The 15,820-nt window shown below is 37.7% G+C and carries 14 protein-coding genes; 9 read left to right on the forward strand and 5 right to left on the reverse strand.

Going from position 1 to position 15,820, the window contains the following annotated elements:
* Nucleotides 1-145 precede the first annotated feature (145 nt).
* Together BTO21_RS14150 and BTO21_RS14155 are read left to right on the forward strand one after the other, a co-directional pair.
* Entirely contained in the window at nt 146-739 is a 594-nt protein-coding gene (locus tag BTO21_RS14150) for an SCO family protein (protein ID WP_045027280.1), read from the forward strand.
* A 457-nt stretch (nt 740-1,196) separates the two neighbouring features.
* Complete coding sequence (locus BTO21_RS14155) at nt 1,197-1,460, forward strand: Lpp/OprI family alanine-zipper lipoprotein (protein ID WP_045027282.1); 264 nt, start codon at nt 1,197-1,199, stop codon at nt 1,458-1,460.
* Nucleotides 1,461-1,886: 426 nt separating this feature from the next.
* Here BTO21_RS14155 and BTO21_RS14160 read toward each other — a convergent pair whose 3' ends face one another.
* The 3 genes from BTO21_RS14160 to BTO21_RS14170 all read right to left on the reverse strand — a co-directional run bounded on the left by BTO21_RS14160 (nt 1,887) and on the right by BTO21_RS14170 (nt 4,795).
* Entirely contained in the window at nt 1,887-2,792 is a 906-nt protein-coding gene (locus BTO21_RS14160; protein WP_045027283.1) for a L,D-transpeptidase family protein, read from the reverse strand.
* A 293-nt stretch (nt 2,793-3,085) separates the two neighbouring features.
* A complete protein-coding gene (locus tag BTO21_RS14165) occupies nt 3,086-4,219 on the reverse strand; it encodes an acyl-CoA desaturase (RefSeq protein WP_105026876.1) in 1,134 nt (377 codons plus the stop codon).
* A 90-nt stretch (nt 4,220-4,309) separates the two neighbouring features.
* Nucleotides 4,310-4,795 carry a hypothetical protein gene (locus BTO21_RS14170; protein ID WP_045027285.1) on the reverse strand — a complete coding sequence of 162 codons (486 nt, stop codon included), beginning with the start codon at nt 4,793-4,795 and terminating at the stop codon, nt 4,310-4,312.
* A 202-nt stretch (nt 4,796-4,997) separates the two neighbouring features.
* Between BTO21_RS14170 and msrP the strand changes: the two genes are divergently transcribed.
* The 7 genes from msrP to BTO21_RS14205 all read left to right on the forward strand — a co-directional run bounded on the left by msrP (nt 4,998) and on the right by BTO21_RS14205 (nt 11,927).
* The gene (gene msrP / locus BTO21_RS14175) at nt 4,998-6,011 is read left to right on the forward strand and encodes a protein-methionine-sulfoxide reductase catalytic subunit MsrP (protein ID WP_045027287.1); all 1,014 of its coding nucleotides are present in this window, start codon (nt 4,998-5,000) and stop codon (nt 6,009-6,011) included.
* Nucleotides 6,011-6,682 (forward strand): protein-methionine-sulfoxide reductase heme-binding subunit MsrQ, encoded by a 672-nt coding sequence (msrQ, locus tag BTO21_RS14180; RefSeq protein WP_045027288.1) that lies wholly within the window; start codon nt 6,011-6,013, stop codon nt 6,680-6,682. The genes msrP and msrQ overlap by 1 nt, the downstream gene beginning before the upstream one ends.
* Before the next feature lie 205 nt (nt 6,683-6,887).
* Entirely contained in the window at nt 6,888-7,739 is an 852-nt protein-coding gene (locus tag BTO21_RS14185) for a metal ABC transporter substrate-binding protein (protein WP_045027432.1), read from the forward strand.
* Nucleotides 7,739-8,563: a manganese/iron ABC transporter ATP-binding protein gene (locus BTO21_RS14190; RefSeq protein WP_045027290.1), complete on the forward strand. Its 825-nt coding sequence runs from the start codon at nt 7,739-7,741 to the stop codon at nt 8,561-8,563. The genes BTO21_RS14185 and BTO21_RS14190 overlap by 1 nt, the downstream gene beginning before the upstream one ends.
* A 9-nt stretch (nt 8,564-8,572) precedes the next feature.
* Nucleotides 8,573-9,472 (forward strand): metal ABC transporter permease, encoded by a 900-nt coding sequence (locus BTO21_RS14195; RefSeq protein WP_105026877.1) that lies wholly within the window; start codon nt 8,573-8,575, stop codon nt 9,470-9,472.
* Entirely contained in the window at nt 9,465-10,367 is a 903-nt protein-coding gene (locus BTO21_RS14200) for a metal ABC transporter permease (RefSeq protein WP_065192037.1), read from the forward strand. Before BTO21_RS14195 ends, BTO21_RS14200 begins: the two co-directional genes overlap by 8 nt.
* A gap of 228 nt (nt 10,368-10,595) precedes the next feature.
* A complete protein-coding gene (locus BTO21_RS14205; RefSeq protein ID WP_045027293.1) occupies nt 10,596-11,927 on the forward strand; it encodes an MATE family efflux transporter in 1,332 nt (443 codons plus the stop codon).
* Between the two features lie 121 nt (nt 11,928-12,048).
* On the opposite strand, the gene BTO21_RS14210 is transcribed toward BTO21_RS14205, so the two are convergent.
* Together BTO21_RS14210 and BTO21_RS14215 are read right to left on the reverse strand one after the other, a co-directional pair.
* Nucleotides 12,049-13,431, reverse strand: coding sequence for a peptide MFS transporter (locus BTO21_RS14210; protein WP_045027295.1), 1,383 nt, complete (start codon nt 13,429-13,431; stop codon nt 12,049-12,051).
* Between the two features lie 743 nt (nt 13,432-14,174).
* Entirely contained in the window at nt 14,175-15,743 is a 1,569-nt protein-coding gene (locus tag BTO21_RS14215) for a phospholipase D family protein (protein WP_232610435.1), read from the reverse strand.
* Nucleotides 15,744-15,820: the final 77 nt, after the last annotated feature.

The raw sequence follows: 15,820 nt of genomic DNA on the forward strand, positions 1-15,820 counted from the left end.
CAAGTGGCTACTTTTTTTATTCTTTTTTTACTATCTATGTTGTGACATCACAAAAAATCACTCCGCATCTACCTTTTATAGGTATCTCTATTCATAATTCGTTTATCCCTAATAGATTATCAAGGGAATATTTAAGGACGAATGAATGAAATACCAATGGATTATCCTTGCTCTTGCTTTAGTAGCAGGACTCTTTACCCGCTACGTGATGGATAGCAATGATCCTGATATTGCCCGTGAACCTTACTATCCAATGAATTTTTTAGAGTCCGGTACACAAGTCATCGACTTATTTGATCCAGAGGACAAGCGCATACGTTTAGTCTATTTTGGTTATACTCAATGTCCCGATGTATGTCCGACATCACTCGCTGTATTGGGTGCCGCTTTAAAAGCAATTCCTCAACAACAACGGGATAAATTATGGCCAGTTTTTATTTCTCTTGATCCTCATCGTGACACGGCCAATAAAAGTTCACAATATGCAGCCTATTTTGATGCCGCTATTACAGGAGCAACCGGAACAGAACAGCAAATTAAAGCATTAGCCGATAAATACGGCGTACTTCATATTAAAAACACATTAGAGAATTCTGAAATAAAATACGTTATAGATCACAATTCTTATTTTTATTTCTTAAAACCAACGGGAGAACTAATTAAAAAACTCCCTCACATGGCTAGCCCTTCTCAATTAATCGCTACAATCCCTAAAATAACCGCAACAATAAATAACTAACCAAGAGAAAATAACAACCAATACATTAACACTTATATTACACGCGATTCATATGTATGAGGTTTTATAATTATCCTCTCTATTTTTTCATCACATAATATAAATAAGATTTGTTTTTGAACACTGATTTTTTGTTCATTATTTAATCTATTATGTTATTTATTTGAGTGTTGGCAAAAATTTACATTACCCTGACTTTGTCTGTTCCTAAAAACAAGAAATTACTTGTAACTCCTTATATTAAGCGGCTTTATGCTTGTTCACGATTAAATATAAATGCAAAAAAATGGTTAAATATGTACTTTTTTTATTCAAAAATGCGAACTTAATCGGATTTTTTTTCCTTAACCAAAAAAAATTAATGAGCAATTATAACAAGTTATGCCATAATGAATTTGCCAACTCAAACTTTATTCAACAGTTGTAGTGGCTAAATCAATATGGAGATTATATAAAAATGAAACGTACTGTATCTATCTTAGCTGGTGTTTTACTAAGTGCTTCACTAGTCGGTTGTTCAAGCTCTGATGAAGTAAGTCAAATGCAGCAACTAACTAACAAAGTTGACACTCTTTCTTCACAAGTTAGTGCTCTACAAGGTCAACAAGACCAAATCGTAGGCGCAGTAAATGATTCTCGTGCAGCATCTGACGCAGCATACCAAGAAGCAATGCGTGCTAATAAGCGTATTGACCACATTGCTGGTTCATACACTAAGTAATCAATACTTAGTCGTAAAATACCTAAAGAGATGGTTTATACCGTCTCTTTTTATTTATCTTAAGAAAAGATAAGTAAGAAATACGCAAAAAAAAACTATCATATTACATTCAATACAAACCAAAAATAATTCATAATTCTAACGTATAAATAGCCAGTCATTATCATGGATAATTTACGGCCCCAAATAACACGCGTAATTAATTAAAATCACTTTATTCTTATACTCATAATATTAGTTCGTCATATGAGAATTAAAAACATCGATACCCTATCACTATCACTATCACTCCCATGAACATTTATACTAACAATTGCTGTCAACACTCATCAGCTATTGCGTAGCAGTGGTATTGTCACAACGTTAAATAGAGGACAAAAAAAAACGAGATATCACTATCTCGTTTATATATAAAATAACTATTGATTACGATTTTAAAATAGCAGGCAATCCTGATTGTTTATCTAATTCAGAATATAAACGTTGTGTCGCCTTTGTATCGCCTTCAACACCCTCTAACAACGTTTTAGGTGCGTCAATATTCTTTTTAATACCCATTTGAGATTCATCTTTAGACAACGGAGCATGAACTTCAACGATCAACTCGCCATCTGAATCTCGTGATGTCTTTACGGGTTGATTAATAATTTGAACTTGAGTACCCAGTGCAACATGTGGAAATAACCATTCAACATCCCAAGGGTTCATACGAATACAACCACCACTTACTCGCATACCGATACCAAAATCTTTATTGGTTCCATGAATAAGGTATTCACCATGACCATAAGCAAGTCGCATTTTATAATCGCCTAATGGATTATCAGGACCAGCAGGTACAACTGCAGGTAAGATATCTCCCCTTGCTGCATGCTCTTTACGAATAGATGCCGGTGGTGTCCACGTTGGATTTTTGACTTTTTCACTAATAGATGTCGTCATATTCGGCGTTTCACGGCCAACTCGACCAATACCAATAGGAAAAATATAAACAATCGATGCATCATTTTTAGGAAAATAGTAAAGACGTAATTCTGCGAGGTTAACCACAATGCCTTTATGAGCAACATCTGGCAGTACAACTTGAGTTGGTATTTGTAATAACTTTCCAGGTTGAGGTAAAAATGGATCAACGCCTTTATTAGCGGCCATCATACCAAGAAACCCGACATTATACTTATTAGCTATATCAGCAAGACTATCACCTTGCTTTACTTCATAATATTCTGTTGTACCGACGATATTACTACCATCGGTAGGTAGTTTATATTCAATTGCATGCGCTGCGGATGAGGCTAAACATGTGAGTGACAAAAGTAATGCGCGGTACACGACAATATCTCCAGTTAAGATCTTACAAACATTCAATAATGGATGTAAAACGCTGTAATTAATTATCCATACAATAACTATATCTAATTATTACATGTGTTTTTAAGCTTTATCTCCATACTACTTGATATCATTTTAATCTACTAGCTTATAGGTAATAGTATATCTACAATCACACTTATCACCATATGCTCATCAAGTATATAAATGGCGTTATTATAATTATAACGGCTCACAAAAAAGAGCTGTTAAATCTTAGTCAGATCTAACAGCTCTATTACGATTAGCTACTATTAAACAGTATATTGCTGTACTAAATATTTCCAATCACGGCGTTGTTGTTTCAATTTATGCTGAATCGATTCATACTGCTGCATAAATTCAAAATTCTCATAATCATTGGCTAATTTTTTTTGTTGCAAATCTATTAAGCGTTTTTTTACTTGATAATAATCAGATATTTTACTAATCAACGCTTCATACTCAGCTTGTAACTGTAGTAAACGTGCACTGTTATTCGGTAATGTTTTCAATTTATATTTCAGCCGCGTAAATTCCATTTTTGCACGGGTTTTTTCAATCCTATCTGCAGGTATAACCTTCAAATTTGTTGTCCACCCAAGCCATGAACAGCCTTTAATCAACCATTTAGTCGGATCAAACTGCCACCAGCGAATACCATTACGGTAATCATTTTCAAAGATATGATGATAATTATGGTAACCCTCACCAAATGTTAACCATGCAATGACACCGTTATCACGAGCAGTGTTTCTATCGGTATAAGGCTGAGAGCCCCATTTATGTGCCAATGAATTAATAAAAAAGGTGGTATGGTGACTCAATACTAGCCGTAATACGCCAATGAATAATAATGCTCCCCATAGATTACCTAACAACAGTCCTATCGTAACAGGTACGCCAATATTCATTATCACAGCCAATAAAAAATAGTATTTATGTTGCCAAACTACGATGGGATCTTGCTGTAAGTCTTCACAATTTGAATAATCATGGTAACGACTCGCCTGATAGTGTCTTAACATCCAACCTATATGGCTATAAAAGAACCCCATTTTCGCTGAATAGGGATCTTTGAGGTTATCATCAACATAACGGTGATGCACGCGATGATCAGAACACCAATGCAGAATACTATTTTGCAATGCAAATGCACCACCAAGAGCAAATATTACTCGCAAAAAGCGATTTGCTTGATAACTTTGATGGGCCCATAAGCGGTGGTACCCTGCCGTAATTGACATACCACAACAGCAAAATGCCACGATCGTCACAACGACAAGCATCAGATCAAGTTGATAAAAATAGAAATATAACGGTACACCAATGACTGCAATAGCAAATGTCAGTGTGAATAAAGCCATGTTCAACCAAATAATGGGCGGTTTTTGCTGTTGAGGTATCATCCTTTTTCACCTTATTTTTCAGCGTACACATGTAAGCTAGACTATACCGAGCCCTAAGGTGATTCAACTAACCAACAACACTAAACGCTATCACAACCTCAATAATGTGATTCCTGCCACATCAAAACGAGCATTCATGCAACGGTAATCTTCATGTAATGGTTGATAATAACTTGCTGGCATCGCCTCTTTTAATCCAGCTCCCACTAACGCCTTGTATTCATCTCTTGTCATGATGACGTATTCAAGATACTCATCAATAACAGCCTGAATATTATCAATCGCTGCCTCATCATCACGTACTAATGCTTTTAAATGTCCCATCATCACCGATAATGGCACCATCATCTCTCTAACAAGCAATTTCCGTTCCTTAATGTGAGTTGCTGCAACCGTTCGCAGCCCAACATTAAAAATTTGTACCCAATCTGGCTTTCCTTGTTTAGTCACTAATCCATGTTGATAACAATAATAAGACTCCAAAAACGTCCGTAAATGACAATAGCGCTCAGAATATACTTCTAGATAAATATGCTGTAATTCAATACTGGCATTAAAACTATTAATCGCACTCATCGATCCCCATCCATATTTGGACATTTAACATTATAATTTAAAGACTATTATAACCGCCTAAAGCCTATTTTTAGTCAATTGTTTTTATTGATCTATTTTATAAGCAGCAATAAAAACCATCTGCCGCTGAAATTTTTACACCTTGCTGACGGTCTAATTAAATAAGAATTATTATCAATTTAAAATAACAGTAGGTACCTTAATGCAAATAAAAATACGTCCTCGCTGGGCACTATCAGAAAGCCAAGTAACACCAGAAACGGTATACCACCAACGCCGAGATATTTTAAAAAAACTAGGCATTGTTGCTGTTGGATTACCACTATCAACCAATGCTAATGCTGGGTTATTTGATTTTATCTCATCACCACAAGAAGAAGCTGTTGATCAGCGTCGGCAGCTTAACGGCGCCAATTCGTCTTTATCTAACCCTGCATTGTCTCTAACACCTGAAGATAAAATACTTAATTACAATAATTTCTATGAATTTGGAACCGATAAGTCCTCTCCTGCCATACGAGCAGAAAAATTTATTACTGATCCATGGAATGTCACGATTGATGGCATGGTAAATAAGCCGTTTACACTCGACTACGATGACTTATTCAAGCAATTTACTTTAGAAGAGCGTATATATCGCCTACGGTGTGTTGAAGCATGGTCGATGAATATTCCTTGGATCGGTTTTAGTTTGCGCGACATCATTAAAAAAGCCGATCCTCAACAGCGAGCTAAATACGTTGCTTTTGAAACCTTATACGACCCAAAACAAATGCCAGGGCAAGCATCATCACGTCTTGGTGGCGGCATTGAATACCCTTATGTAGAAGGACTTCGTATTGATGAGGCAATGCATCCACTGACAATGATCTCGGTTGGGTTATATGGCAAAACATTAGCCCCACAAAATGGTGCGCCACTACGACTTGTTGTACCGTGGAAATATGGTTTTAAAAGTATTAAATCTATCGTACGGATCCACTTAACCGATCAACAACCGCCAACAACCTGGAATCGCCTTGCTGCTAGTGAGTATGGCTTTTATGCCAATGTTAACCCTGAGGTAGATCATCCACGTTGGAGCCAAGCGAGCGAACGGTTTATCGGTGAAGGTAATGTCTTTAGTAGTCGTCGCCAACCGACATTAATGTTTAACGGTTATGCTGAAGAAGTCGCTTCGTTATATAAAGGTATGGATTTAAAAAGGAACTACTAATGTTCACTCGTCATGTTCAACAATACCGCCTCACTCCCACACGCATTCTGGTAATGAAAGGCGTTATTCATGCTATTTCATTATTTTTTGTTGCGGTGTTGGTTTATAACACCCTTAACGGTGGTTTTGGTGCAGATCCCATCAAGGGTATTGAACATTTCACCGGCAAAGCAGGATTAAATACCTTGATCCTCACTTTATTATTATCGCCATTAGCGAAACGATATAAGCAAGGCGGATTAATTCGCCTAAGACGACTACTAGGGCTATACAGTTTCTTTTGGGTTATCTTGCACCTTAGCGCCTATCTTGCTTTAGATCTCAATTTTGATTGGGCGTTATTAGGCAGTGAAATAATTAAACGCCCTTATCTCGCTATCGGCGCAGTAAGTTGGACTATTTTATTACTGCTCGCGCTAACATCACCTAAATCAATACAACGCCGCTTAGGTAAATCTTGGCAAAAACTGCATAATTGGGTTTATTTTGCCCTCCTATTAAGCCCTATTCATTACTATTGGTCGGTAAAATCAGGTCTGATTGAACCCTCTATTTACCTCTTAATATGTGCGTTTTTACTTTATTGCCGTCAACAAAAGCTAAAAGCATGGCTAGCTAAAAAATACACCGTATATACAGCTAAGCCTATATCAAAAACATCTAACCGCTAACATTCGTTGCTTTACAGTTGCTACCTTTATCTTCTTCTGTCATTACTCATAAACAACAAATACAAATGATAATCATTTGTATTTACTTGATTGCTTTGTTATAACTCTATAAGACATAGGATTTTCATATAGGGACAATTTAGTGACCAATTTATTAACACCACCTTTTTCAAAACATCTTTCTATCATCGCACTCTCACTTTCAATGCTGGGTATAAGTACTCAAGCACAAGCCGACGATAAATTTAAAGTCGTTACCACCTTCACCATTATTGCCGATATGGCACAAAATGTTGCGGGTGATGCCGCCACCGTCACATCAATTACCAAACCTAATGCTGAAATTCATAATTATCAAGCGACACCGGGTGATATTCGACGCGCACAAGGTGCTGATTTGATTTTATATAATGGTCTTAATCTTGAGTTATGGTTTGAGAAGTTTTTCCATAACCTTCATGATGTACCTTCTGCTGTTGTATCAACCAATATTTCACCGTTGAATATCACCCAAGGTCCTTATGATGGCAAACCTAACCCGCATGCGTGGATGTCGCCGACCAATGGCATCATCTATGTAGAAAATATTCGACAAGCCTTCGTTAAATTCGATCCTAAAAATGCCGCAACCTATAACCGTAATGCCGCAAATTATAAACAACAAATTCAACAAACTATTGATCCTATCCGTGTGCAAATTGACAAACTACCTCCCCAAAAACGGTGGTTAGTCACCAGTGAAGGTGCATTTAGTTATTTAGCCCGAGACTTTAACCTTAATGAACTGTTCCTATGGCCGATTAATGCAGACGCACAAGGAACACCTCAACAAGTCCGCCATGTTATCGATCAGGTACGCGCGCACAATATCGACGCCGTTTTTAGTGAAAGCACGGTATCACCCAAACCTGCACAGCAAGTCGCCAGAGAAACCGGCGCTCACTATGCTGGCGTGTTATATGTTGATTCACTGAGCAATAGCACCGGGCCTGTACCGACTTACCTTGATTTATTAGCCGTTACCTCAACCACTATCGCGCAAGGATTAAATCAATAATGTCTGGATTAATTATCGATAACGTCACAGTTACCTACCGTAATGGCCATACCGCATTACATAATGCCAGTTTTACTATTCCACAAGGCTCAATCGCAGCATTAGTTGGTGTAAATGGCAGCGGTAAATCAACCTTATTTAAATCGATTATGGGGTTTGTCCCCGTAAGCCAAGGGGAAGTTAACATTATGGGCATGGCAGCTAAACGTGCTCTGAAACAAAACATTGTCGCCTATGTGCCACAAAGTGAAGAAATAGACTGGAATTTCCCCGTTCTTGTTGAAGATGTAGTGATGATGGGTCGTTATGGCTACATGAATATGTTCCGTATTCCTCGTGCAGAAGATCACCAACAAGTGACTTCGGCATTAGAGAGAGTCAACATGGTGCCTTATCGAAAACGTCAAATTGGCGAGCTGTCAGGTGGACAACGTAAACGGGTTTTTCTTGCACGCGCCCTCGCCCAAGAAAGTAAAGTTATTCTATTGGATGAACCCTTTACTGGGGTCGATGTACAAACAGAAGAGCAAATTATGGCATTACTACGCGCGCTACGTGATGAAGGTAAAGTAATGTTAGTTTCTACACATAATTTAGGCAGTGTTCCTGATTTTTGTGATCGCACCGTATTGATAAATAAAACCATTTTAGCATCAGGACTGACAGCAGACATTTTCACCCCTGATAACCTTAAAATTGCGTTTGGAGGCGTACTTCGGCACTTTATTTTGGGTGGTAAAGATCTTCATCACGATGATGATAAACGTCAAGTGAACGTATTGTCGGATCATAAACGTCCCATTGTCATGTACGGCAATAGCTAAGGAACTAACATGAACTATTTAATGGAACCCTTTCACTATAATTACATGATCAATGCGATGTGGGTCAGTGCATTAATTGGTGGTGTGTGTGCTTTCCTATCAACCTATCTCATGCTTAAAGGTTGGTCATTAATTGGCGACGCCTTATCACATTCCATTGTACCGGGGGTCGCTGGCGCTTATATGTTAGGGCTGCCATTTGCATTTGGTGCCTTCATTTCTGGCGGTTTAGCGGCAGCAGCAATGTTTTTTTTAAGCCAGCGCAGTAAGTTAAAAGAAGATGCGATCATTGGGCTTATCTTTACCTCTTTTTTTGGGTTAGGGCTATTTTTAGTCTCTCTCTACCCCACAGCCGTTAATATTCAGACCATTGTAATGGGTAATATTTTAGCAATAACGCCTATCGACACATTACAAATTGTCATTATTGGTGGCGTCTCTTTCGCTGTTTTATTGGCGAAATGGAAAGACTTCATGGTGGTGTTCTTTGATGAAAATCATGCCAAATCAATCGGTTTAAATCCAACAGTACTAAAAATTGTTTTCTTTGCCCTTCTCAGTGCATCAACCGTTGCCGCGCTACAAACTGTCGGTGCTTTTTTAGTAATAGCAATGGTCGTGATCCCTGGAGCCACGGCATATTTACTGAGTGATAAGTTTTCACACGTTATTATCTATAGCGTTTGCCTTGGGACTGGATGTTCATTTATAGGGGCTTATTTAAGCTACTTCCTTGATGGGGCAACCGGTGGCGTTATTGTCTTGTTGCAGGCAATGTGTTTTTTAGTTGCATTCTTTTTTGCGCCCAAACACGGAAAATTAGCCAGTATGCGCAGTGCAAAACGCGCATTAACACCCTTATCAAAAGATGTATCAAACATCGAAACAGGAGTGATATCCCATGGCTGATTTTTTAGATGTACTGCTTTCCCCTTTTAGCTTTACCTTCATGCAGCAAGCCTTTTTAATTGTATTATTGGTCGCCATTCCAACCGCACTGCTTTCATGCTTTTTAGTGCTAAAAGGCTGGTCATTGATGGGTGATGCTATTTCACATTCGGTATTACCCGGAATTGTGATTGCCTATGTATTAGCGATTCCCTTTGCATTAGGTGCCTTTGGTGCAGGTATGTTTTGCGCTCTTGCGACAGGTTATTTAAAAGAAAATAGCCGTATTAAAGAAGACACCATTATGGGGGTGGTCTTTTCGTCAATGTTTGCATTTGGTATCGTTTTAATGACCAAGGTACACAGTAATATCCATTTAGATCATATTCTTTTTGGTGATCCTTTAGGCGTTAGCTGGCGTGATATTGGTGAAGCAGGTGTCATTACGTTGGCTGTTATTATGTTTGCCATATTTAAAGGCAAAGATTTATTAGTCTTTATTTTTGACCATCAACACGCACAAGCCATTGGTTTACCGACTAAAGTATTACACTACAGCTTGCTAGCTTTACTGTCTTTAACCATTGTTGCAGCCTTAAAAGCAGTTGGAATGATTTTAGTCATCTCAATGCTCATTGCACCAGGAGCCACAGCCTTTATGCTCACAAGCCGTTTTCAAACAATGGTAGGACTGGCATTATTAATTTCAGTCACCAATGCTTTTTTTGGCATGTATCTTAGCTTCTTTATCGATAGCGCGCCGGGGCCAACAATTATATTATTATTAACCATTAATTTTATTGGTGTTTTTACCTATACCACCATCAAGAACCGCTATATCGAGCAAAAAAATATCAAAATAACAGTAACCCATGATGATCAACACGCCATTGAATTAATCAACAATCCAACCTAATCCTATCCATATACGCCCATTTTATGGAAACCATTACAGTGTCACAAAGATCCACCGAGCAACACTATCGTTGTTGTTGCTTGGTGGATTTACAAATTACAGAATAATACTCAAATCACGTGACCTCTACGCCATAAATACCGTTTATTGGATTGACTAAGCCTCTGAATACACAGACAATGCGCAAAATTTTGCACCTACTTCTGCGGTTCACATGGAATTTGTCCGATGACAGTATCAACAACTCAACCATTATCTTTACGTGATGATTCAATTTTTCGCCTTTTTTGGCGTTATACCTTACCAACGATTGCCGCGATGCTTATCACTGGCATCTATGTTGTTGTCGATGGCATGTTTGTGGGTCATTTCATTGGTGAAGATGGTCTTGCTGCTATTATGCTCGGCTACCCGATTGGCTCTATTTTATATGCTGTCGGTGCCATGATTGGTATGGGAGCATCAGCGTTAGTCTCCATCAAAATGGGTCAAGATAATACCCAACAAGCCCGCCAAATCGTAGGTAATGCACTAACCCTGTGTATTATTGCCGCTATAATTTTTTGTTCTCTCGGATTACTGTTTGGACAAGACATCCTAGTTTGGATAGGTGCTAAAGGCCATATACTCACCATGGCGACAGACTACCTGTTTTGGTACTTCATCATGGGCAGCTTTGCTATTATTTCTATGGCATTTTCGGCATTGCTACGTAACGATGGTCAACCTAATCGCGTTACACTAATAATGATCTTTGGCGGCGTACTAAATATCTTTTTAGATTGGTTGTTTATTGTCGTTATTCCATGGGGATTAACCGGTGCAGCCATTGCGACCATGTTATCGCAAGCTGCTACATGCCTATTATGTTTACAGCATTTCTTCTCTGATAAAACCCAATTACGTATTGGATGGGATAGCCTTAAAATCAAACTTGATACTGTGTTACAAATTCTTAAGTTAGGCACATCAAGTTTATTAATGTACATGTACCTGTCTGTCGTATTGATCCTACACAACAAAGCATTCCTGCTCGTTGGAAAACCGATCCATGTTGCCGCTTACAGTATTGTAAGTTACACCGAGGCACTTTTTTACTTGGTTTTTGAAGGTATTGCTTTAGGCACCCAACCTCTAGTGAGTTTTAATACTGGTGCAGGACTTAAAGATCGGGTTAAGAAAATTCGTAATCTTGCATTTATAACCACCTTGTTAATTGCAGCAATTGGCGTGATCACTTTATACAGTATTCCGGAAATCGTGGTGTATATGTTTGTGGGTGATAATCCAACACTACAACCTGAAGCCATCAAAGGGATGTCGTTATACTTTTGGGGTCTGCCTTTTGAAGGCGTATTACTGGTTGGTGCAACCTACTTTCAGGCAATTAATATGCCTAAAGAAGCCTCGCTACTAACAGGTGGTAAATTGATTTTAATTTCAATCGCTATTTTTGTGCTTGCATATAGCGTTGGGGTTAATGGCGTCTGGCTTGCATTACCACTCTGTAGTGCTGCGCTTACTCTGTGGATGGTATACCGATTAAAAAAACTCGCATAAAATCTACTAATAAGCAGTAAAAAAACACAGTTAACACCACTAAAAAATAAACCGATAGTATGGATTCAAAATAGAATACTACTATCGGTTTTTTTATTCGTGATTAGTCGTGGTGCATTGGTTAGATTTCAGCAATAACTGCTTCTTTCTTTTCAACAAGATGGTCTTCTGCACCATGCATCCATTGAATCAACTTATTTGAGAATAAAAACAAAATAATCGCTGAAACAACAGCCGCAATAGCAATACCCGCAAAGATATGTAGCGCACCAGCATCACCCACATGTGAACCAACGATACCTGCAACGTAGTTCGCTAATGCGTTAAATGCAAACCACACGCCCATCAGTAATGAGCATAAACGTAATGGTGCCAGTTTAGTTACCATTGATAAGCCAATCGGTGAAATACACAGCTCACCTAAAGTATGAAAGAAATAGGCTCCCACTAACCATAACATTGATGTTTTCACACTTAAATCACCACCTTGCTGCATTACCGCTCCCACCATAAACAGAAAACCAATCGCAAGGAACAATAATGCAAAGACAAACTTTATCGGTGAGCTTGGCTCTTTTGGGCCTAATTTAATCCAAAAGGCTGCAATAATAGGTGCTAGTGTAATAATAAAGAAAGGGTTCAGTGATTGGAACCAAGCCGCAGGCACTTCAAAATTGCCAATCATACGATCAGTATATTCTTGAGTGAAGATATTCATCAAGCCACCAGCTTGTTCAAAACCAGCCCAAAAAACGACAACAAATAGGCCAAGGAACATGATCACTTTCATTCGGTCGCGTTCAACAGCAGTTAAAGGTTCTTTCTTACCTGAAGCATTATCCGCTGCGTCGCGTTTTGCTGCTGGCTCTATACCGATATTACCCAATAGACGTTTAGCAAACACTAGCTGTAAAAGTAAGCTCATTAACATACCAATACCTGATGCTGCAAAACCAGCTTTCCAACCCCAAAAACTAACGGCTGTACCTGCAATAACACCTGCGAGTAAAGATCCTAGGTTAATACCCATATAGAAAATGGTAAAAGCACCATCACGACGGTTATCACCTTCAGGATAAAGATCGCCAACCATGGTAGAGATATTGGCCTTAAACAAACCATTACCAATAATCATCAATCCCAAACCACAATAAAATGCGCTTAATGCAGAGGTACCAACAATAGAATTAGGTAGCGCAAGAATAAATTGGGCAATGGCCATGCATATACCACCGAGAATGACACAGCGGCGTTGACCTAAAAAGTTATCAGCAATCCAACCACCGATAAGAGGAGTTAAATAAACAAGGCCAGTATATGTCGCGTATAGACTAAGCGCATCTTTAGTTGTCCAACCAAAGCCGCCATTCATTGTTTTATCTGTTAAATACAAAACAAGAATAGCGCGCATGCCGTAATAACAAAAACGCTCCCACAATTCAGTACTGAACAACAAGAACAATCCCTTTGGATGCCCCATAAAAGTACTCACATCCCTACTCATAACTATTCCTTATTTATCACTATTTATTCAATATCTAAATTCCCCCTAAGTTATAAAGTACAACATAATATCTTTCAATAGATGATCTTTTTGAAATATTACGTCATAGAGCTAACACATTGAATAAACAAGAGCTAAGAAATAATCACAAACAAACTGAAACATTTTGTTACAAGCGTATTTAAGAATAAAAAACCACAAAAACAGCATTAAGATAAAACTAATAACTAAAATAATAAACATAACTAGATTAATATGTTTTAATTTTAAATATTTAATCGTTAACTAAATCTGAGCCAAAAATATAAAAATAAATAGCTAAAAAACACGCTCAAATGATAATAATTACCACCAAAAACCACTTTAAAGTAAAATAATGCTATTAAAATTATCTAAAACAACATGCGCATACTATTCAATGGCTATAAATTTATATAATAGAATATATTCATATCGATAAGCATCAACAATAAACCACAATATTATTCTTATATAGACACTATAATCAGGATTATAGCCTGCTATTAAATAAGTAAAATCAATCAGGTTAATATCGCATTAATGCCTAAATAAGCAATTTTAACGCTATTGATAAATGTGATAAATAAACTTAACCATCAATACAACGATCATTATTTCAACTAAGGAGATAGATAAAAATGAGGAATGAATACAGCTTGTTGTACTTGATCTTAACCACAGGTGAGAAGTTATGGCTAAAATCAAGAACGAATAACAATCAGTTAGAGTAAAAAATTAAACATCCATGATGGTAACCACATATATTTCATCTTAGTGATATCGGGATTACCTGCACCATACACATTAACTTTATTACCTTTTTTATCAATCGCTTCATTCTCAGCAATAATGGTATAGCCTTGCTGAGCTCGGGATAAAATACTGGATTCTATAGCTTGAACGAGGTCATTATTACCCTTACAAAAAAGTCCCATTTCAGTATTATAATGATTTGAGCGATTATCAATATTATAAGTTCCAACCATCACTTCATTACCATTACTGCGTTTATAAACCTGAGTTTTTGCATGCATGCCCCATCGAGCTAGCTTCGTTTCGGGGAAAACCACATCCGTCTCAGCAAGCCACTCACCAGCATGTACATAAGTCGTAATACCTAATTTTTGCCAATCATAAACATGTTGATACAATTGTGCGGCAACATAAGAGGCGTCTGTCGATGACAATGAATTGGTATAAAGGGTTAATTTAACCTGTTTATCTAACATCGTTTGCATGAGGTGCTCAGATTTACGATTATTGAGTAAATAAGGCGATGCTAAGATTAACTCTTGATCAACTGACATAACTTTATCAAAAATAGTTTTACGTAAAAATCGATAATTATCGCTATAGGGATCTTTAAAGCGCGTCCAAAATGAACCACCGGGCGCATCTGTCGTAAAGGTCGTTTCAGGACATAAATAGCGTTTTTTTTGTAATAATAGAGGACGCGCAATGGCTTCAATTTTAATTCTAGCAGCTCTTTCAGCCTCATTGGATGCTAAAAAATCAGCAGCTTGTGCTATTCGTCGCTCATATTTTTGTAACTCAACGCGATAAGTCGGTTTTTGAGGTGTTTGAAAACGTTCACTAATACTATGATCATAAAAGGCATCAAAAGAAGTACGCATTGCAGGCACAATCGAGCCTTCAACATATAAATCTCGATCAAGAAAATTATAATGCGTCGATAAATCAAAATAATCGTTTTCTATATTACGTCCACCAGTGATCGCCTCACGATCATCAACCACCAGCAATTTACGATGATTTCGAAAATTAATCGTTGAAATATAATAAATTGGTGCAGCATTATAATAACGAACTTCAATATTATATTGCTTTAACGCCTGCGCATAAAACTCATCAAACTCAAAGACAGTCGCTGACTTATCAATTAATAAACGCACATTAACGCCACGTTTAGCGGCAACCACTAACTCTTGAACAATAATCTTGCCACTTAAATCAGGCGAGAAAATAAAATATTCAACTTCAATGCTTCGTTGCGCACGGCGAATCATATCGATACGCATCTGTAATGCGACCACGCCACTGTTTAAGACTTGTATCTCATTACGATTGTGATCGGTTTTGGGATCGTAAACATCCACTTGATGATAAGGATAAGGATTGGTTTTTGATAACTCATGATAACTATCAAAATCTTCATCCCAATAAACCAAGTTACAGCCCGATAATACATTAACAGCACCGAGCACTGACCAATACATTAATCGATAAGAGCTTCGTGTGTTTTTACCGCTCTTTCTTTGATTCCAATTCACGTGCTCTCCTTGCTGTGATAACAACACAATATCTATTCCACTTACTCTAACTATACCTTTTTTCTAATCTATTGTAT

The organism is Photobacterium phosphoreum (assembly GCF_002954725.1).
GTDB classification, from domain to species: Bacteria; Pseudomonadota; Gammaproteobacteria; order Enterobacterales; family Vibrionaceae; genus Photobacterium; species Photobacterium phosphoreum.